Raw genomic sequence first — 25,371 nt, 5'->3', positions numbered from 1 at the left:
TATATGATTATAAAAAATCAATATATATTATAAAAATTCTTTATTAAACCATATATAATATCTTTTATCTGCTATAATGGCTTGTACCCCATACACCAAGCAAAATCAACACAGAACCTACTGCATGATAAAGATGAAAACTTTCTCTTAAAAATATCACACCAGCAAATATCGAAACTATTGTAGATATATTAGAAAACACAGTAGTTTTAGATGCTTCTAACTTTGATAGAGAAAAATTTATTAAAAAATATGCAATTATAGATGATAGAATTCCAAGATAAAAAACAGAACTTAAAAATGTTGTACTTTTTAAAGGTTCAAGGTATGCTGATAAGTTTTTATTTATTATATGCTCAAACAATGATATAACATTAAAACAAACCGCTCCTGTTATCATCATAAAATAGGTTATTTCAATAGCATTAAATTGGTTGGATATTTTTCTAGATATTATAGTGAAGAATGCTGCAGACATTACAGCTCCAAACATTAGTAGTATTCCTAACAAAGAGTTGTTTGTGTCTCCTGAACTTCCCATAATACCAATCAAGGCTACACCTGATACAGATGTTAATATAAATATTACTTGCTTCACAGTTGGTTTTTCTTTTAAGAAATATACTCCTAATATTGTTACAGCTATTGGTATAAGAGAAATCATCAAGCCACCTATAGACGAAGCTGTATATTGAAGCCCATAAGTTTCAAAAATAAAATAAATTACTGGCTCAAACATTGCAAGTAGAAAAAGCCACCCTAATGGCTTATTTTTATAATTTACTTTTATTACTTTAAATAAAATAAGAGCCGTCATAACAATAGTAGCTATAAGAAATCTAAAGGCTACTAAAGTAATGGGACTTGATACATCCAATGCCCTCTTAGTAAATAAAAAACTTAGACCAAATATAATCGAGCTCATAAATGCAGTTAAATATGGAAGTGCTTTTCTTTTATTATCCACGAGAATTCCTCCGTTTATCTTTTGTTTTCATATTAATTATCTTTTGTTTTTGTATTAAATTAACTTATTCCAGTTATTTTACTCCTACGCTCCATGAGAACAACATCATGCCATTTTCCATTACTCATCTTTCCTAATTTTTCTCTTACTCCAATTTCTCTAAAACCACAATTTTTATGTAATTCTATGCTTTCAACATTTTCTCTTATTATCCCAGATTGCAAAGTCCAAAAACCATTTTCTTCTGATAAACTAATTAATCTATTTAAAAGAGAGGTTCCTATACCTTGACCTCTAAATTCCTTTCCAATATATATGCTGACTTCTGCAACTCCAGCATATACACATCTACTAGAAGTTGGACTTAATGCTGACCAGCCTAATATCTTGTCATCTAAACGAGCCACTAATCTGCAAGTTCTAGTATGGCTACTATCCCATTGCTCCCAGGTAGGTACATCTGTTTGAAATGTAGCTTTTCCTGTACTAATCCCTTCTAAGTATATATTAGCAATGCTTTCCCAATCTTCTTGTACAATATTTTCGATAGTATAATTCATTTCTAACCACTCCTTTTTATCTATAAATACTTTTACACTTTCTTTAATTGACTCTTTTAATGAAGTAAAATGGTCACCATCTATGTAATTCAATTATAATACTTCATTCAAATATTTTTCCGCAAAAGTCCTTCTGTTTCATAACTAGAAACTAATCTTTATTTTTTATCTACAGCATCGATTAATAAGTTTAAACTCTCCAACACTTGTTCTCTTTTATTTTCAGGTAGATTATTAAAAACAATACCATAGTACTGATTCATACTGCTTTCAATATCATTAAATATTTTCATACCTTCATCAGTTAATTTAATCATCACGTATCTTCTATCCGTTGGATCAATTTCTCTAATGACTAATTTCTTATCAACAAGATTGTTTATCGTTCTACTCATAGTACTTTTATCTAGAGTTAATATATCTGCAAGCTCATTTAAAGAAATTTCTCCTGCTCTTCCCACTTCTACAATGGCATGGCATTGTGAAGTAGTAACTCCAGAACAATTTGAATCTTCCTTTTCTAATACCCCCAAATGTCTTGCTAATATTCTTATCAATTCTCGAAGATAACCACTACCTTGATTATTCATAATATCACCCCAAAAATTATTGTAGCACGAAACTGTTGTATATTACAACTACCCATGTAAACACTTAATAACTTAAGTGCTAACCCCTAAATGTATATTTTGTACAAAAATGTAACTTCCGTGCAAAATGAAAAGAACCACAGCATTATTTTCAAATACTGTGATCCTATAACTATCCAACTATTTATCAAAACGGAAAACTACTTTTCTATAAGTATCAAAGTTAACCCATTTATTTAAATACTCAGCTTCTGTCTTTTCATCTATATTACTATAACCTTCTACGAAATCTTTAATTTCTTCAGAAGTTTTAGCTTTAATTTCAAAACCTCTTCCATTAGTTAACGGATATCCTGAATATTGATAATCCTCTAAAGCTACAATGTTATTAACCTTACCATCTCTAACTGCAATCGCAACCTTATCTCTAATAACTAAGATATCGAAATAGCTAGGGTATTCATAGCTTTCACCCTTTAATGGTAAAGAATCTCCAACAGTATAGGTATTAGTAGTAGCGATTTCTTTGTTTACTGTTTGACTTTCTACGTCATAATAGAATTCTTCAAAGATATCTCCTCTTGCTTTTACGCCTTGGAACTTGAAAGTTTCTAACCCTTGTACTACTTCGCCTTCCTCGCTCTTAACAACAATACCACCACCAGCAACATCATAACCATCAACAATTACAAATCTTCCAGTAATTTGACTATCTTTGAACGCATCAAAGACTACTGGTTCTTTTGTCTTTATGATTACTTCCGCTACGTCATTTAAAACTACTTTACTTACTTCTTCATTACTATTTAAGCTAGAAGCATCGATAACTTTAATAATTTTATCAATTTCACCTTCAACCTCTTGAGTTGTAAGCTTAATTTTGTATTTCTTGTTCTTAACTAAATCATTTTTACCCATCCAGAAAATATTTGCTCTAAAAGAGTTAGATATAAAAGGAGGGTTTTCTGCCTTAGTAATAATTTCTCCACGTTTATTGAAGAACTCATCTGTAACAGTAATACCAACAGATTCTCCAGCTTTTATTTCATCTTTTTTATCTTTTTCTACCCAGTACTCAATGGTTTTTACCTGAGTCTTTTTACCTTCTGGATAGATAACAATTTCATCGCCAACTTTTAATTTCCCACTTTCAATACGTCCAGCTATAATACGTCTATCATCGAACTTGTACACATCTTGAATCGGAAATCTTAAAGATCTCTCTTCTATCCCTTTTTCATTTTCAAGACTATCTATAGCATTTATTATTGATTGTCCTTTATACCAAGGCATCTTAGTTGAATCATCTAAAATATTTTCACCATAGTATGCGGATACAGGAATATATGCAAGTGGATAAACGTCTAATTCTCCTAGGAACTTATTCATAGCTGTTGATACATCATTGAATACTTCTTCAGAATAATCAACTAAATCCATCTTATTTAATACTACATATACCTTCTTAATACCAAGCAAGGAAAGAATATAAGCGTGTCTCTTTGATTGTTCTTGAACTCCTTCTTTAACATCAATAACAAGTAATGCAGCCTCTGCATTAGCAGCACCAGATATCATATTTTTTAAGAACTCTTTATGACCTGGGGCATCAATTATAACATAATCTCTCTTTTTGGTTTGAAACTGAATTTGAGTTGTATCAATTGTAATACCTTGCTTTTGTTCTTCTTCAAAAGCATCTAAAAGATAAGCATACTCAAAAGGCTTTCCTGTCTCTTTTGCAATTCTTTTAACCTTGTTGATAGTACCTTCTGGTAGCGATTGTGTATCATGAAGTAAACGTCCTATTACTGTTGATTTACCGTGGTCAACGTGTCCAACCACAACTATTTTTAAAGTATTTTGTTTTTCACTCATTTTAAATAAGCTCCTTTCTGGTTTAAGCACTGTAAATTATTTTAAAAGAACTCTTACATATATCCATCCTTACGAAGCTTTTGCATTGCATAAGAATCTTCTTGGTCTTGAGCACGTCCAGCACGTTCCCCAGTGGTTGTATGCCTCAATTCTTCAATGATTTCATCAAGATTTTTTGCCTCCGATTTAATTCTTCCAGTACATGGAGCACAACCAAGGCTTCTGTATCTTTCTCCGTTTTTTGAGAAATATAAATCTATGATAGGAATATTTTCTCTTTTTATATATTCCCAAATATCTAACTCATTCCAATGTAAAAGAGGATGAACTCTTATATGATTTCCCTTAGGGAAGTCTGTCTTAAATTGATCCCAAAGCTCTGGTGGTTGATTTGAATAATCCCACTCGTACTCTTTGTTTCTTTCACTAAATACTCTTTCTTTTGAACGTGAACCTTCTTCATCACGTCTAACTCCAACAATAAGTCCCTCAAAGCCGTAAACTCTAACAACATCCTGAAGTGCTTCTGTTTTAAGAGCTTTACAACAAACTAATCTACCTTGGTCAGGACCCATTCCAGCTTCAATAGCTTCTTTATTTGTGTGAACAATTAAATCTAAATTTAATTCTTTAGCAACACGGTCTCTGTATTGTATCATTTCTGGAATTTTATAAGTTGTATCAACATGTATAAATGGGAATGGACAGTGTCCATAAAAAGCTTTCTTAGCTAGCCATAATAAAACTGTAGAATCCTTACCAATTGACCAAAGCATTCCGAGTTTACCTAATTTTTTGTATGCTTCTCTTAATATAAAAATACTTTGCGCCTCTAATAAATCTAAATGATCCATCACAAGTTCCTCCTTAATATACCTTAACATTTTTAATGCTATTGCTTCTTCTGCGTTTTAGTAACATGTACTTTTAATATGCATTTGCACTCTTTTTATTTACATCTATTGTTTTAACTGTGCCATATTTTTCTTCAATGACCCAATGAGTTATATCCTTCTCTTCTTTGGTATAAGCCAAGCTTCCTCTACCTCCAATATCAGCACCAAGATAGAACTTAATCGCATTTACCTTGCATTCCTTAACACAGGAAACGCAGCCCCAGCAATCTTTAGGATACTTTATAAATGCTTTGTTGTTTTCATCAATTCTTATTAAGTTACCTGGACAGACTTCACTGCATTGCTTGCAACCAACACAAAGTGATTTATCAATCGATATGCTCATATATCTCACCTCTGTAAACTAAGTCTCTGTAGATTATTTCAAGGTTTCCATCAACAACTTTGGAATTTACATATTTAAGCCATGAATCATCCTTCTCTGGATAATCTAAATTTTCAGCAAAGCTATGCCATCTTGTTTCTTTTCTTGCTCTTAGATGAGCAATAACACTTTTACAAACTACCAATCTATCTTTTAACTCAAAAATCTGCACTAAATCATCAATGTCTTTAGCTTTAATCCCTTCGCTAAGTCTTATTATGTTATCAATCTTTTCATCTGCAAGGTTTAATTGTTTCTCATTGTATTGATAGTTGGTTTTTATTCCGCCTGCATAGTTGTCCATAACTTTTTGCATAGCGTCTTCTAACTTTTCTACATCATATATAGAATCTTCTTTACTAAACATTGCAGTAACTTCATTAAATCTCTTATCGATGATATTCTCTTTGATTTCTATCTTTTCATAGCCATTTATATATTCTAAAGCTGAATTAGCAGCTATTTCACCTTCTACTAATGCACCAGTAACATATTTTTGAGGACATCCACCAGCTACATCACCAGCTGCATATAAGCCCTTAATAGTGGTTGCTCTTTTAGTATCTATCCAATAACCACTAGCTGTATGACCACCTACAATGTATGGTTCTGTTCCCTCAATTTCTACATTCTGTTCACTAGGTTTCTTATTTTCTTCTATCCACTTAAGTGTTTGACTAGGAGCCATATTTAAATACGCCTTTAGCAACTGATCATCTTGCACCGCTGAAATTCCTTCAGTCTTTAGATAGCATGGACCTCTTCCAGCTAAATTTTCTTGAACTGTTCCATAAACACGCTGAGAAGTTGTAATTCCATATTTACTCTCATATTCTTCTCCTAGAGAATTCACTTGTTTTGCTCCAACACCTTGAGCTATTGTACCTGTTGGCGCAATGGTATCTTTACATCTTAGAGCAATAAATCTCATCTCGAAGGTAGTCATTTCAGCCCCGGCTCTTATACCCATTGCATAACCAGCACCTGTATTAAATGGACTGTACCACATTTTATGTCTTGAGAACCCTGGATTATTTGGTCTGTAAAGTCCAGAAGCACCACCAGTTGCACATATAACAGCTTTTGCTTCTATTACATAAAAGACTTCCTCGTTAACCCCTATACCATAGGCACCTACTACTTTTCCGTCTTCTAAAATAAAATCAATGATATTGATTTTATTTATCACTGCAACATTGTGTAGCTTGTTTACAGCATCTGCTAAGATTGGTTTAATATTTTCACCATTGATTTTGATATTTCTATTTCCTCTTGCTACATATTGGCCATTCTCATCCTTTAAAATTACTAACCCTAAATCCTCAAGTTTTTTTGTTACATCATTTAATCTTTCAGCCATAGTTAAAAGTAAATCCTCACGAACAATATTGTCAGCATCCTTCTTTGCATAATCAACATAATCTTCTGGTTTATTTCCTTTAACAATATAGGCATTAATAGCATTAACACCAGCTGCTAAGCAGCCACTTCGTTTTATATTTGCTTTTTCAGCAATAATCACCTTAGCATCAGAACTTTCAGAAATTGTTATTGCAGCGTAACATCCTGCAGTTCCACCACCTATAATTAAAATATCCGTACTTAATTTATTAATCTTCATTTAGTTCCCCTTTCTTAACCTTTGAAATTTTAACAAGTCATAGCACCAACATTGATCTTATTTTTGAAAGTAATCTCTATAAAGTTTCAAGTTAAAAATTTAGCTTGTTTAGTTAGAAATATGGATAATTACTAAATAAATACTGGCATTGGATCAGTCATAGCGTTGTTTTCAAGTATATAAGCTTCTGTATCATTAAATACATATAGTCTAAATATCAAAGCAAAAACCTTGTCGCCAACTTTTATAGGATCATGTTCTAAGGATCTGTATGCTGTTAAAGTTATATCTCCAACCTTAAAAGTTATCTGTATACTACTTCCTCTAAAAGCAACATCCTCAACTATCCCTTCTTCCACTGGATGAATATATTTAAGTTCTGCTTTATTCTTAGCTAATTGAATAAACTCTGGTCTCACAATTGCCTTTGTGAACTTTGAATCACCAAAACCTTTAAGCTTTGAATAATCCTCAATAACCGCTGACTCTCCAATAAATTGTGCTACAAATGGAGTTTTCGGATTTTTATATATTTCCATAGGGGTTCCCTTTTGTTCAATTCTACCTTTGTTAGTTACTATAATTTCATCTGCAACCTCAATAGCTTCATCTTGATCATGAGTTACAAATATACTAGTAATGTTTAATTCAGAAATAGTTTTCTTAAGCCAAGTTCTAAGTTCCTGACGTACCTTGGCATCGATAGCAGCGAATGGTTCATCAAGTAGCAATAAATGAGGATTAGGAGCTAAAGCTCTAGCAAAAGCAACTCTTTGCCTTTGTCCTCCTGAAAGTTGATGAGGATATCTTTTTTCCATCCCTTCTAACCCAATAAGTTTTATTAATTCTTCAACACGAGCTTTAATTTTCTTTTTATCTTGCTTTTGGACATTAAGACCAAAGGCTATGTTATCAAAAACTGTCATATGTCTAAATAATGCATAACTTTGAAAAACAAAACCTATTCCTCTTTTCCCTGCCTCAATATCATTAACTCTTACACCATCTATGATGATATCCCCAGAGTCAGGAGTTTCAAGACCTGCAATCATTCTAAGAATTGTGGTTTTACCACTACCACTAGGTCCAAGCAAACCAATAAGCTTTCCCTTTTCAATTCCAAAACTTACGTCATCAGATGCCTTAAAATCCTTGAAGGTTTTTTTAATATTCTTCAGTTCAACGTACATTATAAGTCCCCCTTCTTAGCTTTCCATTCAACTATATTTCTCAAAATCAAGACAACTATTGCGATTATTACTAAAAGTGATGAAACAGCAAAGGCTGCTGAAAATTGATATTCATTATATAAAATCTCTACATGCAAAGGCAATGTATTAGTTTTTCCTCTGATATGTCCTGATACAACAGAAACAGCTCCAAACTCTCCCATAGCTCTTGCAGTACAAAGTATAATTCCATAAATAAGTCCCCATTTAATATTAGGAAGAGTTATTTTCGTGAAGATTTTAAACCCACTAGCTCCCATCATTGCCGCAGCTTCTTCTTCATCTGTTCCTTGAGAATTCATAAGTGGAATTATTTCTCTTGATACAAATGGGAACGTAACGAAAATCGTAGCTAAAATAATTCCTGGAATAGCAAAAACTATTTTTGCATCAATTGCAGATAATAAACCATTAAGCCATCCGATACGTCCAAAGGTTAATATAAATATAAGTCCAGCAATTACAGGAGATATGGCGAAAGGTATATCTATCAATGTAGTTAATATATTTTTATTTTTAAATTTAAACTTAGTAATAGCCCATGCAGCAAAAATACCAAATATCGTGTTTACTATTGTGGCTACTAGTGTAGCAAGCAAGGTAAGGGACACTGCTTTTAAAGTATAATTATCTGTTATGGCCTTAACATAAGCACCAAAACCTTTTTTAAGTGCTTCAATCATTACAACAGCAAGAGGAAACCCTAACATCAATATTAAAAAGGCAACACTTATAAAAATAAGAATCCATTTTGTTATTGTATTTTCTGTTTTTAATTCTTTTTTCAACTCAATCACCTCAAGACTTGCTGAATTTGTTAGCACGCACTTGTACAACATTCATAAGAAATAATACTAAAAATGATATTAATAACATGACTATTGCAATTGCTGTAGCCCCACTGTAATCATACTGTTCAAGTTTACTCATGATTAAAAATGGTGGGATTTCTGTTTTCATAGGTTTGTTCCCTGATATAAAAACAACGCTTCCGTATTCCCCAAGTGCTCTAGCAAACGCTAGTCCAAATCCTGTTAATAATGCTGGAAAAACTTCAGGGAAAATCACTTTGAAGAAGGTCGTTCTTCTGCTAGCTCCAAGCATTCTTGCTGCTTCCTCAAATTGAAAATCTAATTCCTCTAACACTGGCTGCACTGTTCTAACAACAAAAGGTATACCAATAAATGTCATAGCTATAATAATTCCTAAAGGTGTAAATGCAATCTTAATACCAAACTTATAAAAGAAGCTTCCAAGTAGACCATTTTGTGAATACAAAGTTGTAAGTGCTATACCAGCAACTGCTGTAGGCAAAGCAAAAGGTAAATCGATAACTCCATCCATTATTCTCTTTAGTGGGAAATTATATCTTACAAGTACCCAAGCTAAAATAAGACCAAAGACACTATTTATTAAGGCTGCTACAAGGGCACTTAACATACTTACTTTATATGACGCTAAAACTCTTTCATCAAAGACTATCTTAAGAAAACCTCCAAAACCCATATCTGTGCCTTTTATGATAACAGAGGCTATAGGAATCAAAACAATTAAACTAAGGAAGGTTAATGTAACTCCTAAGGAAAGTCCAAAACCAGGTATAACTCTTTTTTGCTTTTTCATCTAATGACCCATCCTTTATACTACTTTTTATTTAGGGGAATATATTTCATCAAATACCCCACCATCTGCAAAGTGTGTAGCTTGAGCCTTTGTCCAACCACCAAAAGTATCATCTACAGTAAATAACTTAACGTCTTTAAAAGTATTCTTATATTTTTCTGCTATTTTGGAATTTCTAGGACGATAATAATTTTTAGCTATTATTTCTTGTCCTTCATCACTATATAAGTACTCTAAGTATGCTTTAGCTACTTCCGTTGTTCCTTTTTTCTCTGCAACTTCATCAACTATGGCAACTGGTGGCTCTGCTAAAATGCTGATAGATGGAACAACTATTTCAAACTTATCACTTCCTAATTCATTCAGAGAAAGATAAGCCTCATTTTCCCAAGCTATTAATACATCACCAATACCTCTTTCAACAAAAGTTGTTGTTGCCCCTCTAGCACCTGAATCCAGCACTTCAACGTTTTTATAAAGATCTCCTACAAAACTTTTAGCGTCATCTTCACTTCCGTTGTTCTTATTTAGTGCATATGCCCAAGCTGCTAAGTAGTTCCATCTAGCTCCACCAGAAGTTTTAGGATTTGGTGTTATAACGGAAACCCCTTCTTTAACCAAATCATCCCAGTCTTTAATACCCTTAGGATTTCCCTTTCTCACTAGAAAAACTATTGTAGATGTATATGGAGTGCTATTATTTTGAAATTCCCCTTGCCAATCCTTGTTAATAAGCCCTGCATTGCTAATTTCATCTATATCATAGGCTAGTGCTAAGGTAACTACATCACCTTCTAATCCTTCAATTACAGAACGACCTTGCTTTCCAGAACCACCATGCGATTGGTTTATCGTAATATCTTGTCCAGTTTTCTCCCCCCAGTACTTTATAAAAGCCCTATTATATTCTGTATAAAATTCTCTAGTAGGATCGTATGAAACATTCAATAATTCAACTCCAGAAGAACTATTCTGTTTATCACTACCTGAAGATGATGAACCGCATCCAGTTAATATAGCTCCTAATAATATTGCCGATAATGCTATACTTAAAAATCTGTTTTTCCTCATATAATCTCCTCCACATATAATATTTCTCTTTAACATAATTGAGCCAATTAACTGTAATGTCTTACTTTTAATAAGTTTAATCACGTTTTCTTCTTTGCTGCTAAATTTCAATAACCATTCAACTTATCTATTTTAAAATACTCGTAGATTTAATATACATATAATACATTAATTTCATTATATGTATATAGTTTTCTCGTACTATTCCTAGTAGTTTAATATGTAATCTTGTTATATATATTACTAGGATTGTATGCTGATGTCAAGAAAAACAGAGAATTTAATTCTACTTTTTTTATATGATTAATATGATACTCATCTTAATCCCATGATATGTACCATATACATTTTTGTGAATTCATTTATCCTATTTAGTATTTTACCGCTTGTAGTTCTGCTGAAAATTAAATGCTAAGTACTCCATCATAAATTATTTCAGGATTATTTTTAGGATCTCTTAGTCTTAATATTATTGTTACTTTTATCTCCTAATTTTGTAAAAATGAATATAAAAAAAGCACCTGTTATTTTTAGGTGCTTTAACTAACTTGTAACAATGTATTTTTAAACGTTATCTATTTCCCTGACTATCTATATGATTTGATCATTTTATTAAACTTTTAAAAGTATAAAAAGTAACCATAAGTCATTGTAACTACTTATTTCAACCTTTCTAGTAAATACAACTTTTCCTCCCACTATTCTTATACAGCATTCCCTATTAGCACATATAAACATCATAGGTAGCCTTTTTTGCAATACATCTTGGAAAATCGCAATACAGAAATTTAATATTAGTCAAGCTGTTTTCCACATTTACTACAAAACTTACTATCAGATTCAGTCTTATACCCACAACTAGTGCAGAATTTAACTTGATTATCTATTCCTTGTAAACCATCTGTCAATTTTGTTACTTGTGGAACAGAATCATTAACTTTATTTTTTCTTTTCTTTGATTTTTGAGTAATTAAAATTATTCCTACTGCTACTCCACCTATAGCTATTAATGATACTGCAATTATAACTTTAACCTTAAAATATGATAAATTACGAATAGCAGATAAACCTGGTGGTTCTTGCGAAGGTATCTTATCAAGCCAACTATAAAACATCTTAGTAAACCACTCCTCAGATACTGAATCACTTTTCTCCATACTAGCAGTATAAGTGACAGCTATAAAGTATCCTTTTGCTTTTCCATAAAAAACCTGAGTGCTATCAAAATATCCACTCTGATTACTCTTACCTTTACTATAATATAACTGAGAATAACCTTTATCAGAGCAATCTGTCACCGTAATCGGTTCTCCAATATACTCACTGAAATAATTATCATACATGGTTTGTTTAACTTTCTCTAAGGTTGGACATGATTCTTTGTAAAATAACTCTACAGCACTACCACTGATAACAGTCGTTTCTACAGTTTCAATATCATCATATTCAATACCACCATATCGTTCTATGCTAGATTTTATAATATAAGATGTATTAGGTCGATACTCCTCCATCAGTTCCCACTGTCCTGGGTCAGAATATATCTTTTCATCCTCGATCCATTTAGTATCTGAAGCTTTAATATTGAATAATTCTTCATTTGTAAATATAGGATTCGCCCTATCTATTGCCATTACGCTTTTTGGGTAGCCTATTAATAAGATAAATAAAACAGCAACAACTATAGTGCTCACATGTTTTTTAAACATTTAAAAACCCTCCATAATATGTATTTCTCTAATGATAAATTCTTTTTATAGCTAACATTAGCAAAAATTTCGCATTGAAATTCCTCAGAGTTTTGATTTTCTTCTATCTATTTGATTATATCAGCTTTTATTACATTTTTTATATACTTATAAATGAAAAAGCAACAGTATCTATATAAATACTGCTGCCTTTAATTCTATAGCTTCCAAATATCTTCGTTATACTGTTTTATTGTCCTATCTGACGAGAAAAAACCAGCTTTACTAATATTAGTTAACATCTTTTGACTCCAAGCTTTTCTATCTTCATAATCTTTGAACATATCATCCTTAGTCTCAATATATTCTTTAATATCAAGTAAAGTCATAAACCAATCCTTTGATATTAATTCCTTATAAAGTCTTGCTAGTTTCACAGGGTCGCCAATCTTAATCATTTTTTTATTTATAATAAAATCAACTAATTCTTCGATTTTTTCATCTTTCTCATAATAATCAGTTGGCCTATAACCCTTATCTTCATAAAGTTTTGTAACCACTTCACTGGACTTACCAAAGATATATATATTATCTTTGCCTACAAGATCATGAATTTCAACATTTGCTCCATCCATGGTTCCAAGAGTAACAGCTCCATTAAGCATAAATTTCATATTTCCAGTACCACTAGCTTCTTTTGATGCTAGAGATATTTGTTCTGAAACATCACAAGCTGGAACTAACTTTGAAGCCTTTGTAACATTGTAGTTCTCTACCATGACAATTTTTAAATAAGGGCTAACTTCTGGATCATTATTTATAAGTTCTTGTAGACATAAAATTAAATGAATTATATCTTTAGCGATGATATATGCTGGTGCTGCTTTTGCCCCAAAAATCATAGTTATCGGAGTTGTTGGAATATTGCCTTTTTTAATATCTAAGTATTTATGAATAACATAAAGAGCATTCATTTGTTGTCTCTTATATTCATGAAGTCTTTTTACCTGAATATCAAAAATTGAATTCTCATCTATATCTACATTTTGAGTTTCTTTTAAATAATTCTTCAATGTAACTTTATTTTTATGCTTTATTTCTAGAAGCCTTTGAAGTACTATATCATCATCAATATATTTGAATAAATCCTCTAGCTTATTTGCATCTCTCTTGTAATCCTCATCGATAAGTTCTGTAACAAACCTTGACAATAAAGGGTTACAATGGATAAGCCATCTTCTAAAAGTTATACCATTAGTTTTGTTATTGAACTTCTCAGGGTATATCTCATAGAAATGTTTTATCTCAGTGTTTTTTAGGATATCTGTATGCAAAGCTGCTACCCCATTAACACTGAATCCATAATGAATGTCTATATGTGCCATATGAACACGCTGATCTTTATCTATTATATAAACCTTTTCATTGTCGTATTTATCTCTAACTCTTTTATCTAGTTCAATTATAATTGGCAATAACTGAGGAACAACTTTTTCTAAATACTCCATAGGCCATTTTTCTAAAGCCTCTGCAAGTATTGTATGATTTGTATATGCACAAGTTTTCGTTACAATTTCTATTGCTTCATCCATGGCAATACCTTGAGCTAATAGCAAACGTATTAGTTCTGGGATTACCATAGTAGGATGGGTATCATTAATTTGAACTACTACATATTCATATAACTTGCGTAAATCATGACCCTTTTCTAAAGTTTCTTTAATAATAAGTTGAGCAGCATTACTCACCATAAAGTACTGTTGGTATATTCTAAGAAGATGTCCTGCCTTATCACTATCATCAGGATATAAAAATAATGTTAGATTATGAATAACATCCTCTTTATCAAAGGTTATTCCGTCTTTTACCATAGTTTCATCAAGAGTATCAATATCAAAAAGTCTTAATTTATTTGAATTACTTTCGTAACCTGTTACATCTATATCATATAAAACAGATTTCAAAGTAAAGTCTTTAAAAGGCACTTCAAAGCTTATATCAGATTTTTCTAACCAACCTTCTTTAGTAATCCAAGGATTCTTTGTTTCTACTTGTGTGTTACTTTCGAATATTTGCTTAAATAAACCATAGTGGTAATTTAGTCCTACCCCATCTCCATTAAGTCCTAGGGTTGCAATAGAATCTAGAAAGCAAGCTGCTAATCTTCCAAGACCACCATTACCTAAAGATGGTTCTAATTCAACATCTTCAATTTCACTTAAGCTTTTATGATTCTTTTCAAGTATCATCTGAACTTCATCATATATTCCTAAATTGATTAGATTATTTGATAAAAGCTTTCCAATTAAAAACTCAGCTGAAATATAATATAATTTTTTCTTACCTTCATTGTTTCCTGTTGCTTTAATTCTTTCTTTTGTCAATTCTAATAATGCTAAATAAATTTCTTCATTGCTGCATACTTCAACTGTTTTTCGAAATTTTCTATCTACAATACTTTGCAAATCTTTTTCTAACATTATTTTACCTCCTAATGCATAAATGCATCATCTAAATTTTTTCGAAACTTTTCGAAACTTATGTTGTAATTTTATCATCTATGTGTTATATTGTCAATATGAAAACGTTAAGTGTTTATTAAATATAAATTAGTTTAGCTTGATTATGGAGGAACATAGATGGCAACTATAAGAGATATCGCAAAAAAACTTGGTATATCACCTGGTACTGTTTCTAAAGGTTTAAACGGTGCAAGTGATATAAGTGAAGCTATGCGTCAAGCAGTTTTGGACGCAGCAGTAGAACTAGGGTACAAGCCTAAAAATATGCAAAACGAAATAAATCCGAAAATTTGTATTATGCTTGAAAATATGAATTATGAAAATATAGATCAATTTGGTTATGAAATCATCTCTGGTTTCGAGCAGGCTGCTCTTAGAAAAGGATATAATGTAACTATTGTCCCTATGGATTTAAGAAAACAAACTCAAACCAAGTACGATACATATATGTTGAAAAATGGATATAGCGGAGCCTTTTTGTTAGGTTTTGAACTTCACGATGATTATGTTCAGCAGCTAGATACTACGAAGGTACCAACAGTCTTATTGGATAATTATATAAGTGGTAATAACTATGTAGGATATGTTGGAACTGATAATTATGAGGGGATTAAAGATTTAATTAATTACTTAAAAGAGCTAGGCCATAAAAACATAGCATTTTTAAATGGTACAAAAAACTCTATGATTACACAGAAACGCCTTGAGGCCTTTATCCAATCTATGAACGAAAATAATCTACCTGTAAATGATGCTTTAATTGCTTTTGGACACTATATCACTGATTGCGCTAAAGATTATGTGCCTGGATTTGTAAAAAATGGTGCTACAGCTATTGTATGTGCTAGTGATTTTATTGCATCTGGCGTTATACGAGAACTTCATTCAATGGGGTTAAAGATACCTGAAGATATTAGTGTTACAGGTTACGATGATATGCCAATCGCTCAATACCTCAATCCACCTCTCACAACAATAAGACAAGATCGTATTTCCCTTGGGAAAAGTGCATTAACTTTGTTGGATGACTTAATGCATAATGTGTCCATTAGTCGTATTGAACTTCGCCCTAAATTTATTAAAAGAGACTCTACTGATAAATGTAAAATTTAAGATTTGAAAGCTTATATTTCATTTATCAAAACTATATGAATTTAATTTACAAACCTTATTGGAAGTTATACATTAATGTTCTTGTATATAGCTAAGAAGCTCTGAATATTTTATACTAACTTCTTAAAACATCAAAAATACAGGATAAGTTAACTAACTATAACTTACCCTGTATAAATTTATTTTAAGGACTTAACTGAATTACCAATTACTAACTCACCTTGGAAAGTCCTGTGTTGTGCTGACTTTTTCTTACGTATTACATCAAATAGAATTTTTATAGTGGCCTCTGCCATTTCTTCAACAGGCTGCCTTATAGTAGTGATTGATGGATTGTAGTAATGCGCTATATCTAATCCGTCAAAACCTACCACTGAATAATCCTCTGGAACCCTTTTTCCCGAATCAAAAATGGCTTTACATGCACCAATAGCAATACTATCACTTATTGCATAAATTGCTGTAAAATCTTCACCTGATTCTAAAAGTTCTTTAGTAACAGCATACCCATTCTCCATAGAGTAACTATAAAGCTCGGCTTTCATAATCCTTATCAGATTTTCTTGAATTTCAATACCGTTATTTTTTAGAGCACTTATGTATCCGTTATATCTTAAATTACCTATACTCTCATCATCCATAGGTGCTGTAATAGTTGCAATTTTAGTATGCCCCAAACTACATAAGTAGTTAACCATCTTGTAACTTTCCTCAAAGTCATCTACAGAAACAGAAGAACAGATCGTTTTATCTAACTTTTGCGTAGTACCAATAGTACTTAATACAAAAGGGACTTTCAGTTGCTCAAGTTTTTCAATAGGATGTGAAAAATGTCCACCTAGAAATACTATTCCTTTTAATTTCTTTTCTTTTATAAGCTCAATAGCCACGTCTATTTCATCTTCTTTATCATCTACATGTTGAAGGATAAAAGAATATTTCTTTTCTTTTATTTCTCTTTCAAAGATTTTAATCATATTACTAAAAAATGGATTGCTGATACCTTTAATCAATACTGCTATGGCATTAGAATCTAATCTTTTCAAATTACGTGCACTATTATTAGGAATATAATTATGTTGCTTTATAACGTCCATAATCATCGCTTTAGTTTCTTTATTAATGTCAGGATGATTATTTATTGCTCTTGATACAGTGCTTACACCTACACCACATATCTTAGCAATATCTTTTATTGTAATTGATTCCATAACCATTCACCTTTTCCATTTTGTAATAAATATAATCCACTACAGCACTTGAGAATAAATTTAATGAATTATATACCTTTGAATATATTAAAACCTATCCATGTTTAATATAATTATATAGGCTTTATCATTTAAAAACAATAAATATTATGGGCCCATAATATACCTATAAGACATCTGTAAACTAACTTTCCACTAGATTCTCCTCATTATTGTATTAAATATGAAATTCCCCATAAACATAGGGAATTTCATATATTTATCTTCCATATAACTTTGTAACCTTGTTTATTTTCTCTACTAATTCCTCAGTAATTTCATCCTCTAATAAACGCCATTTCCAATTTCCCCCCACTGTTGAAGGGGTATTAATTCTAGCCTCATTTCCTAATCCTAAATAATCCTGTAATGGTATAATTGCTAAGTTTGCGACACTAGAAAGTGCCAGTTTTATAAATTTCCAATGAATATCCTCATCAGTCTTATCTTTGATGTCCAAATAATCAATAGCTAATTTCTTATCATCTGGATTTAAATTCTTATACCATCCTACAATTGTTTCATTATCATGTGTTCCAGTATAAACAATACAATTCTTCACATAATTATGAGGTAAATAATCACTTTCTTCTCTTGAATCAAAAGCAAATTCTAATACTTTCATACCTGGATAACCGGTTTCCTCAACAAGTTTCAAAACACTTTCTGTTAAAAAGCCTAAATCTTCTGCTATTATATTTACTTCACCTAATTGCTTCCGTACTTCTTTAAAAATCTCGTAGCCAGGACCTTTTTCCCAACTTCCAATCTCTGCTGTTTCTGACCCATAAGGTATTGAGTAGTATTCGTCAAAGCCTCTGAAATGATCAACACGTACAACATCATATAACTTAAAGGAATAAGCTATTCTTTCAACCCACCACTTATATTCAGTTTTCTCATGGTAGTCCCAATTATAAAGAGGGTTGCCCCACAATTGCCCTGTAGCAGAGAAACCGTCTGGCGGACAGCCTGCTACAGCAATTGGTTCTCCATTTTCATCAAATTGGAATAACTCTGGATGTGCCCAGCTATCTGCACTATCAAAAGCCACATAGATGGGAATATCTCCAATAATCTTAATATCAGCTTCATTGGCATATTCTTTCAATGCTTCCCATTGTTTGTTAAATAAGAATTGCTGAAATTGATAAAAGGCAATTTCATCTTCAAGCTTGCTTTTATATTTTTCAAGTGCAGACTTTTTTCTTAATCTTATATCATCATCCCACTTAATCCAACTTACACCGTCGAAATAGTTTTTTACTGCCATATATAAAGCATAATCTTCTAACCAATAAGCATTGTTTGCAATAAACTTTTGAAACTCTTCTGTTTCTTTTATATTACTTCTTCCAAAAGCAATTTTTAAAATTTTAAATCTAGATAAGTATATTTTTTCGTAGTCTATATATCTTTCATTATCTCCAAAATCATAAGATTCACATTCTTCTTCAGTTAAATATCCTTCAGCAATTAATTCTTCCAAATCAATAAAATACGGATTTCCAGCAAAGGTTGAAAAGGATTGATATGGCGAATCCCCATATCCAGTAGGCCCTAAAGGCAGTATTTGCCAATAGCTTTGTCCTGCTGCTTTCAACTGATCTATAAACTTATATGCATTTTTAGAAAATGCACCTATTCCGTACTTTGAAGGTAAACTGGCAACTGGTAGTAAAACTCCACTTTTTCTCATCATTTCCTCCATTTTTTACAAGATTAAGCTGTTCAATTTAGCCTTTAACAGCTCCTGCTACAACTCCTTCAATTATATGTTTCTGACAAACAAAATAGAATATTACAATAGGGATAATCGCCAATACTAGGACAGCCATCATAGCACCCATATCTATTGATCCATATCCACCCTTTAGATATTGAATAGCAATAGGAATTGTCTTATATTCATTACCTATAATTAAGTATGGAAGAAGATAATCGTTCCAAATCCACATAGCATTTAAGATCGCTACTGTTATTGCCGTTGGCTTTAAAACTGGAAATACTATCATGAAAAATGTTTGTATTGGATTACAACCATCAATTACTGCTGCTTCTTCTATCTCAAGAGGGATAGATTTTACAAACCCAGAAAACATAAATACTGATAATCCAGAAGCAAAACCTAGATATATTACAATAATTCCAACTGGATTATCTAGATGAGTCACATTAGCTACCTTTGTCATTGTAAACATAACCATTTGGAATGGAACTATCATTGAAAAAGCAAACAAATAATATAAAAAGCTTGTAAATTTACTCTTAACTCTTGTAATAAACCAAGCTGTCATAGACGTAAATAAAATTATTACTGCAACAGAGAACACAGTGATAAATACTGACCATCCAAAAGCTTGTACAAACCCAGTTTTAGTTACTCCCTCGATATAATTACTGAAACCAACAAATGTACTGCTGTTTGGTAGAAGAAAAGGGGTTTCACTAATATAAAATTTACCCTTAAAAGAGTTCATAATAACTATTAGTATTGGTAATAAAAATACAATGGTTAATATTGATAAAGTAACAAATATTAAATTATCTCTTAACTTTTCGCTTTTCATTAGTTTTCAACCTCCTTGCTTCTAGTGATAATAAGTTGTACAAAGGCAATAATTGCTACTAAGATAAAGAATATAACTGCTTTTGCTTGGCCTACACCCTCATATCCAACCTTTCCATAGAAAGTATTATATATATCTAAAGCAAGCATCGCTGTTTGTTTTGATGGTGCTCCTGCTGTCAATGCCAAGTTTTGATCAAATAACTTAAATGAGTTTGATAAAGTTAAAAATAAACATATTGTTATAGATGGCATAACTAATGGTACTATAACACTTTTTAATACTGTAAATAAATTTGCACCATCAATTTTTGCTGCTTCGATTAAGTCCTTTGGAATATTTTGAATTCCTGCTATATAGATAATCATCATGTATCCTATAAGCTGCCAGTTCATTAATATTACTAATCCCCAAAAACCATATTTCGCATCGTATGTTAAAGTAACTCCAAATTTATATAAAACACCATTTATTATCAACTGCCATATATAACCTAGTACGATACCACCTATTAAGTTAGGCATAAAGAATACTGTTCTAAATACATTTGTTCCTTTTTTTCCTCTTGTAAGTAGTAATGCTAAAGAAAAGGCTAATACATTTATAGCTATAACAGATATTACAGTAAACTTAACAGTAAACCAAAGTGCATTCAAAAAGTCCTTATCTACAAAAGCCTTATAATAATTTTCAAATCCTACCCACTTAGCATCTACCACTGTAGTGAATTCTGTAAAAGATAAATAAATTCCTAAAACAAATGGTATAAAGAAAGCTATGGAAAATGCTACTATCGTTGGGAGGGCAAAAATAGGGAAATACCTTTTTAATTTTTTTTCCATATTATCTTCTCCTAATCTAATTTTTAAATGGTAAGCTAGAATTGTTTTCTAACCTACCATTATTGTGCTTAATTTTTAACTCTAAAAACCGCTATTTTTTATCTTAAGTTATATTATTATTTTGATTTTTCAGACTTCCAAGTTTCTTGTACAGTCTTTACAACATCATCCCAAGATTTGCTACCTTGTGCATATTCTAATAAAGCGTCACCAAATCTATTTTTGAAATCTTCACTTGGAAATGCTGCAAATGTCCATGGAACTGAAGTAACATCTTTTTGCATCCAAGCAGATACTTCTTTTGCTAGAGGATCTTCTGGTCTTTCAGCATCAGTAAATGTATTAAATGGAGCTATGAAACCTAAATCTTTAGTTATATACTTCTTACCTTTCTCACTTGAGAATAACCATTCTAAAAATGCAACTGAAGCATCTTGCTTTTCTTTTGACACTTTACTATTAATTGCAAAGTAATTTTCTGTACCTATACATAAGCCTTGTTTTTCTTCACCTTTAACCCCAGTATATATTGGTAAGTATTTTATATCATTTTCTTGTACAGTATTCCCGCTTACACCTTTAATTTGTGACCAAGCCCAATTACCATTTTGCACCATAGCCACATTTCCAAGAGCAAATTCTGCCATTGAATCACTTACAGATTTACTTCCTAAAAGAGGCTTATCTGTAGCTGAGTTATTTATATATAAATCAAATATGTTTTTATAATTTTCTTCATATGAGAATTTAATTTCTTTTGAATCCAATCCAGCTAAAATTGTATTATCAAAATTTTTGTTATCCTTAAATTCATAGTATAATGGCATGTTTGCTAAATGTGTTTGCCATCTCCATTGCTCTCCTGCACCCAATGATGTAGATGCAAATACTCCCTTTATTCCTAATTTATCTTTCTTTGCTGTCATATCTTCAATAACCTTCTTTAAGATATCAAAGTTATTGATTTCACTTGTTGACTTTATAGAAACTGCTTTATCACTTAATTCAAAATATTTTTTCATTATAGCGTCGTTATATATTATTCCGTAACCTTCCACAACATATGGTATACCGTAAACGCCATCTCCACTCTTTATAGCTAAACTTTTATCTGATAAATAGCTATAAAGTTTTGAACTACTTAAATCAGCACAGTAATCTTTCCAAGATTCATAACCAACTGGTCCGTTAATTTGAAAAATTGTTGGAGCATCGGATTTAGCTATCTCTGATTTTAAGGTTGTCTCATAAGTACCACTAGCTGCTGTAACTACCTTAACCTTAACTCCAGTTTCTGCCTCATAATCTTTTGCTATAGCTTTATATGTTTCAGCTATTTCTGGTTTAAAGTTTAAAAAATATATTTCGTTATTGTTAGAAGCTTTTTCCTTGCTTCCACATCCAACCATAAAAGTTGAGATCATTGATAAACTTAATACTACACTAAGTAACTTCTTTTTCATATTAAACCCTTCTCCCTATTTTTATTATTGTCTACCTAATTATGTTTTAAGATTATAAAACTTTTCGGTAACGTTGTCGGTATCGTTTTCGATAACCTTGAAATCATAATATCATAGGATAAAAAAAACTGCAATTGTTTTCATAAAAAATCTTCAAAAATTTTTTTCTAAAATTTGTTTCCTTCAATCATTTCTTCTGCAAGCCCAGTCTAATCATTGAAATCTGTCTCAACACTATACTAAAGTTTTCTAGACTAAAATATAATTTGAATTTTACACCACGGCTTTATACATATTTTTCCATATAATAATAAAAGAAAAACCATGCATAGCATGGTACTATAATTATAACGCTATTTAACACTTTTTTCCAGTCCCAAAAGTATCTCTTTTATATCAATCCCTCCACCATATCCCACAAGCTTTCCATTTACTCCAATAACTCGATGACATGGTATAAAAATCGCAATAGGGTTCCTGTTATTAGCCATTCCTACAGCTCTAGCAGCCTTTGGATTTCCGATGCTCCTTGCAACCTCTCCATAGCTTTTTGTTTCTCCATAAGGAATATCTTGCAAAGCACGCCAAACACTTTGTTGAAATTTTGTCCCATTCGGTGCAAGTGGTAAATCAAATTCTTTTAGTGTCCCTTTAAAATAATCCTCTAGCTGCTTTACTGCTTTTTTTAGCAACGGTGTTTCCTTCTGAAAAAAATTTTCAATAACTGCATCTCTATACAAATCTACATTTGTTATAGTATGATTTTCTTCTGTTATCACAATTTTACCTATTATTGTTTCAATTACAACTGAACTTCTCATATAATTCACCCTCACAAAAACCTATATAAAAAATTGAATAGTTCTATTTTAAACTATTCAACTTTTCTCATATATAATTTCCAACAATGTTTGTGCATTAAATATATACAGTTGATAAAATAATATATATTTAATCACAACATCTATAAATGAGTATATCATGAAATTTTAATTTACTTTTTTAGAAGTTCCTCAACAGTAGGCTCATCTAAGGGTTTTCCTAATAAAAATCCTTGGATACAATCACACTGTCTATGCTTAAGATAATTTAACTGAAACTCTTCCTCTACCCCTTCCATTATCACGTAAATACCCATTCTATGCATAAGAAAGATTATGCCACCAATGATATCTTTGTTTTCATCACTAGTATTCTGGTGATTTAAAAAAGATTTATCAATCTTTAAAGTATCAATAGGCAACCTCTGTAAATAACTTAATGAAGAATAACCTGTCCCAAAATCATCTAAAGCAATATGAACTCCCAATTTCTTCAATTCTTCAAATACTCCTATTACCTTATCAATAGATTCTATTAAAACGGATTCTGTAATCTCTAATTCTAAATATTTGCCTTCGAGTCCCGATTCCTCTAAAGCACTTTTTACTATGTCAACAAAAAATTCATCTTGTATTTGAACTGCGGAAATATTAACAGATATCATTGAATCTAAAGAATACTTATCCTTAAGTGCTTTAAATTTTTTGCATGCAGTCCTTAATATCCATTCTCCCATTTTTACAATGAGGCCCATCTCTTCAGCTAAAGGTATGAATTTCATAGGACTTACCATTCCCATATCAGGAGATTTCCATCTAACCAAAACTTCAAAACCCCTTAATTCAAGAGGATCTAGTCGGTATTGAGGTTGGAAAACTAAAAATAGTTCATCTTCTTCCATTGCTGTTAATAATCTTTTTTCAAATTCCGTTCTTTCCAGAACTTCATCATTCATTTCTTTCTTAAAAAAGCAAATATTGTTTTTTCCAGTGGCTTTTACTTTATACATAGCAGTATCTGCATATTTCATAAGTTCATCGTCATCAGTGCTGTCTTGTGGAAATAATGCTACCCCAAAACTTGCACAAGTACGAACTCTATTACCATCTATGTTAAAATCCTGATTTAAATTATTTCTTAGCTGTTCCAAGTATTGAAAAATATCTTCCTTATACTGTGATTGAATAACTAAAGCAAACTCGTCGCCCCCCATTCTACCAAGTATATCCTCTTCTTTAACAAATGGAATCAACCTTTCTGCTACAGCTTGAAGTAGCGTATCTCCAATATGATGTCCCATAGTATCATTTATTTTTTTAAAATCATCTAGATCAATAAGTACAACAGCAAATGAACTTTCGTTTTCCAGTGCATTTTTTCGGATTTTCTCTAATGTATCCTTAATCATTTTTCGGTTAGGTAAACCTGATAAGGTATCATAATGAGCAAGAAAAGTAAGCTCCTCTTCTTGTTTAACTAACTTTTCATTATAATCCATTAACTGCCTATTTTGATCACGTAACTCTTCCTCTGATGCAGAAAGTTCTTCATAAAGGGCTATAATATCTTCCCTTTGATCCAGTACTCTTTTAAATTGTTTAACATTTCGGTTTGATAAAGCCCAAATAATAGTAATAGATATAATATTAAAAGAATATACAATAACTCCTGTCACTGCAGACACATTGCCTAATAAAAATATCGCTATCATAACTTGGCTTATTCCAAACAAATTTAATAACACTGCAGTAATATAACTCGCTTTAGATGCCTTGATGGCAAGATAAATAGAGACCAGTACCTGAAGCTGTGCAAAAATACCGCTAATAGTAGGCACACCATTAACTTTTCTCTGTAAAAAACTGAAGGTTAAAAATAGAATAATAGAAATAAAAATCTTAAGTTTTCTGTACTTTTTACTCTCTAATTGAATAGTCTTATCATCCAAATAACGTTCAATCATATTAGTGCTATTTTGTTCCATAAATATAGTATCCCCTTAGCCTTAAATGTTAAAAACTTTTACTTGATAATTACTACATAAGCGAACCATATTCACACCATAAATGTGATTTAACTTGCTCCTTAATTGTTACAAATACACCCCTATTTATTCCTTTAAGATATTATCCCCATTCGATGTCTTGCTTTATAAAAAATATTATAAATAAATTTCTTATAGTCAAATTACACTTTTTATAAACATATTATTATATAATATTATCATAATTCAAAACAGAAACCAAATTTTTTGTAAGTTTTTGCAAGAAAAAAGAATCTT

General features: G+C 31.3%; 21 protein-coding genes. 1 reads left to right on the top strand and 20 read right to left on the bottom strand.

Features of this window, described 5'->3' with window-relative positions:
* Positions 1 to 64: 64 nt before the first annotated feature.
* The 13 genes from CLOCEL_RS02770 to CLOCEL_RS02710 all read right to left on the bottom strand — a co-directional run bounded on the left by CLOCEL_RS02770 (position 65) and on the right by CLOCEL_RS02710 (position 14,988).
* Positions 65 to 967 carry a DMT family transporter gene (locus CLOCEL_RS02770; protein ID WP_010074920.1) on the bottom strand — a complete coding sequence of 301 codons (903 nt, stop codon included), beginning with the start codon at positions 965 to 967 and terminating at the stop codon, positions 65 to 67.
* A gap of 59 nt (positions 968 to 1,026) precedes the next feature.
* Complete coding sequence (locus tag CLOCEL_RS02765; protein WP_013291599.1) at positions 1,027 to 1,527, bottom strand: GNAT family N-acetyltransferase; 501 nt, start codon at positions 1,525 to 1,527, stop codon at positions 1,027 to 1,029.
* A gap of 158 nt (positions 1,528 to 1,685) precedes the next feature.
* Positions 1,686 to 2,117, bottom strand: coding sequence for a MarR family winged helix-turn-helix transcriptional regulator (locus tag CLOCEL_RS02760; protein ID WP_010074922.1), 432 nt, complete (start codon positions 2,115 to 2,117; stop codon positions 1,686 to 1,688).
* A gap of 180 nt (positions 2,118 to 2,297) precedes the next feature.
* Positions 2,298 to 3,995, bottom strand: coding sequence for a sulfate adenylyltransferase subunit 1 (locus CLOCEL_RS02755; protein WP_010074923.1), 1,698 nt, complete (start codon positions 3,993 to 3,995; stop codon positions 2,298 to 2,300).
* A 53-nt stretch (positions 3,996 to 4,048) separates the two neighbouring features.
* Entirely contained in the window at positions 4,049 to 4,849 is an 801-nt protein-coding gene (cysD, locus tag CLOCEL_RS02750; RefSeq protein ID WP_010074924.1) for a sulfate adenylyltransferase subunit CysD, read from the bottom strand.
* A gap of 73 nt (positions 4,850 to 4,922) precedes the next feature.
* Positions 4,923 to 5,237: a 4Fe-4S dicluster domain-containing protein gene (locus tag CLOCEL_RS02745; RefSeq protein WP_010074925.1), complete on the bottom strand. Its 315-nt coding sequence runs from the start codon at positions 5,235 to 5,237 to the stop codon at positions 4,923 to 4,925.
* A complete protein-coding gene (locus CLOCEL_RS02740; RefSeq protein ID WP_010074926.1) occupies positions 5,221 to 6,897 on the bottom strand; it encodes an adenylyl-sulfate reductase subunit alpha in 1,677 nt (558 codons plus the stop codon). Before CLOCEL_RS02740 ends, CLOCEL_RS02745 begins: the two co-directional genes overlap by 17 nt.
* Positions 6,898 to 7,028: 131 nt before the next feature.
* Complete coding sequence (locus CLOCEL_RS02735) at positions 7,029 to 8,087, bottom strand: sulfate/molybdate ABC transporter ATP-binding protein (RefSeq protein ID WP_010074927.1); 1,059 nt, start codon at positions 8,085 to 8,087, stop codon at positions 7,029 to 7,031.
* On the bottom strand, positions 8,087 to 8,914 hold the full coding sequence (gene cysW / locus CLOCEL_RS02730) for a sulfate ABC transporter permease subunit CysW (RefSeq protein WP_010074928.1): 828 nt from the start codon (positions 8,912 to 8,914) through the stop codon (positions 8,087 to 8,089). Before cysW ends, CLOCEL_RS02735 begins: the two co-directional genes overlap by 1 nt.
* A gap of 10 nt (positions 8,915 to 8,924) precedes the next feature.
* Positions 8,925 to 9,749, bottom strand: coding sequence for a sulfate ABC transporter permease subunit CysT (gene cysT / locus CLOCEL_RS02725; protein ID WP_010074929.1), 825 nt, complete (start codon positions 9,747 to 9,749; stop codon positions 8,925 to 8,927).
* Between the two features lie 27 nt (positions 9,750 to 9,776).
* Positions 9,777 to 10,820, bottom strand: a complete 1,044-nt coding sequence (locus CLOCEL_RS02720; protein ID WP_010074930.1) for a sulfate ABC transporter substrate-binding protein — start codon at positions 10,818 to 10,820, stop codon at positions 9,777 to 9,779.
* A gap of 794 nt (positions 10,821 to 11,614) precedes the next feature.
* Positions 11,615 to 12,529 carry a zinc ribbon domain-containing protein gene (locus tag CLOCEL_RS02715; RefSeq protein WP_010074932.1) on the bottom strand — a complete coding sequence of 305 codons (915 nt, stop codon included), beginning with the start codon at positions 12,527 to 12,529 and terminating at the stop codon, positions 11,615 to 11,617.
* A gap of 197 nt (positions 12,530 to 12,726) precedes the next feature.
* Positions 12,727 to 14,988 (bottom strand): glycogen/starch/alpha-glucan phosphorylase, encoded by a 2,262-nt coding sequence (locus CLOCEL_RS02710; RefSeq protein ID WP_010074933.1) that lies wholly within the window; start codon positions 14,986 to 14,988, stop codon positions 12,727 to 12,729.
* A gap of 159 nt (positions 14,989 to 15,147) precedes the next feature.
* On the opposite strand from CLOCEL_RS02710, the gene CLOCEL_RS02705 reads away from it, so the two are divergent.
* Positions 15,148 to 16,143 carry a LacI family DNA-binding transcriptional regulator gene (locus CLOCEL_RS02705; protein WP_010074934.1) on the top strand — a complete coding sequence of 332 codons (996 nt, stop codon included), beginning with the start codon at positions 15,148 to 15,150 and terminating at the stop codon, positions 16,141 to 16,143.
* Positions 16,144 to 16,322: 179 nt separating this feature from the next.
* Here CLOCEL_RS02705 and CLOCEL_RS02700 read toward each other — a convergent pair whose 3' ends face one another.
* From CLOCEL_RS02700 to CLOCEL_RS02670, 7 genes are all read right to left on the bottom strand, one after another.
* On the bottom strand, positions 16,323 to 17,354 hold the full coding sequence (locus CLOCEL_RS02700) for a LacI family DNA-binding transcriptional regulator (protein ID WP_010074935.1): 1,032 nt from the start codon (positions 17,352 to 17,354) through the stop codon (positions 16,323 to 16,325).
* A gap of 259 nt (positions 17,355 to 17,613) precedes the next feature.
* Entirely contained in the window at positions 17,614 to 19,092 is a 1,479-nt protein-coding gene (malQ, locus tag CLOCEL_RS02695; protein ID WP_010074936.1) for a 4-alpha-glucanotransferase, read from the bottom strand.
* A 37-nt stretch (positions 19,093 to 19,129) separates the two neighbouring features.
* The gene (locus tag CLOCEL_RS02690; RefSeq protein WP_010074937.1) at positions 19,130 to 19,963 is read right to left on the bottom strand and encodes a carbohydrate ABC transporter permease; all 834 of its coding nucleotides are present in this window, start codon (positions 19,961 to 19,963) and stop codon (positions 19,130 to 19,132) included.
* Entirely contained in the window at positions 19,963 to 20,805 is an 843-nt protein-coding gene (locus CLOCEL_RS02685) for a carbohydrate ABC transporter permease (protein ID WP_010074938.1), read from the bottom strand. The genes CLOCEL_RS02690 and CLOCEL_RS02685 overlap by 1 nt, the downstream gene beginning before the upstream one ends.
* A gap of 116 nt (positions 20,806 to 20,921) precedes the next feature.
* Positions 20,922 to 22,268 (bottom strand): ABC transporter substrate-binding protein, encoded by a 1,347-nt coding sequence (locus tag CLOCEL_RS02680; protein ID WP_010074939.1) that lies wholly within the window; start codon positions 22,266 to 22,268, stop codon positions 20,922 to 20,924.
* Positions 22,269 to 22,621: 353 nt separating this feature from the next.
* Positions 22,622 to 23,089 carry a methylated-DNA--[protein]-cysteine S-methyltransferase gene (locus CLOCEL_RS02675; protein ID WP_010074940.1) on the bottom strand — a complete coding sequence of 156 codons (468 nt, stop codon included), beginning with the start codon at positions 23,087 to 23,089 and terminating at the stop codon, positions 22,622 to 22,624.
* A 173-nt stretch (positions 23,090 to 23,262) separates the two neighbouring features.
* Positions 23,263 to 25,074: a putative bifunctional diguanylate cyclase/phosphodiesterase gene (locus tag CLOCEL_RS02670; protein ID WP_010074941.1), complete on the bottom strand. Its 1,812-nt coding sequence runs from the start codon at positions 25,072 to 25,074 to the stop codon at positions 23,263 to 23,265.
* Positions 25,075 to 25,371 lie beyond the last annotated feature (297 nt).

It is taken from the genome of Clostridium cellulovorans 743B, from assembly GCF_000145275.1.
GTDB classification, from domain to species: domain Bacteria; phylum Bacillota; class Clostridia; order Clostridiales; family Clostridiaceae; genus Clostridium_K; species Clostridium_K cellulovorans.
This window is presented reverse-complemented; position numbering and strand designations above follow the sequence as displayed.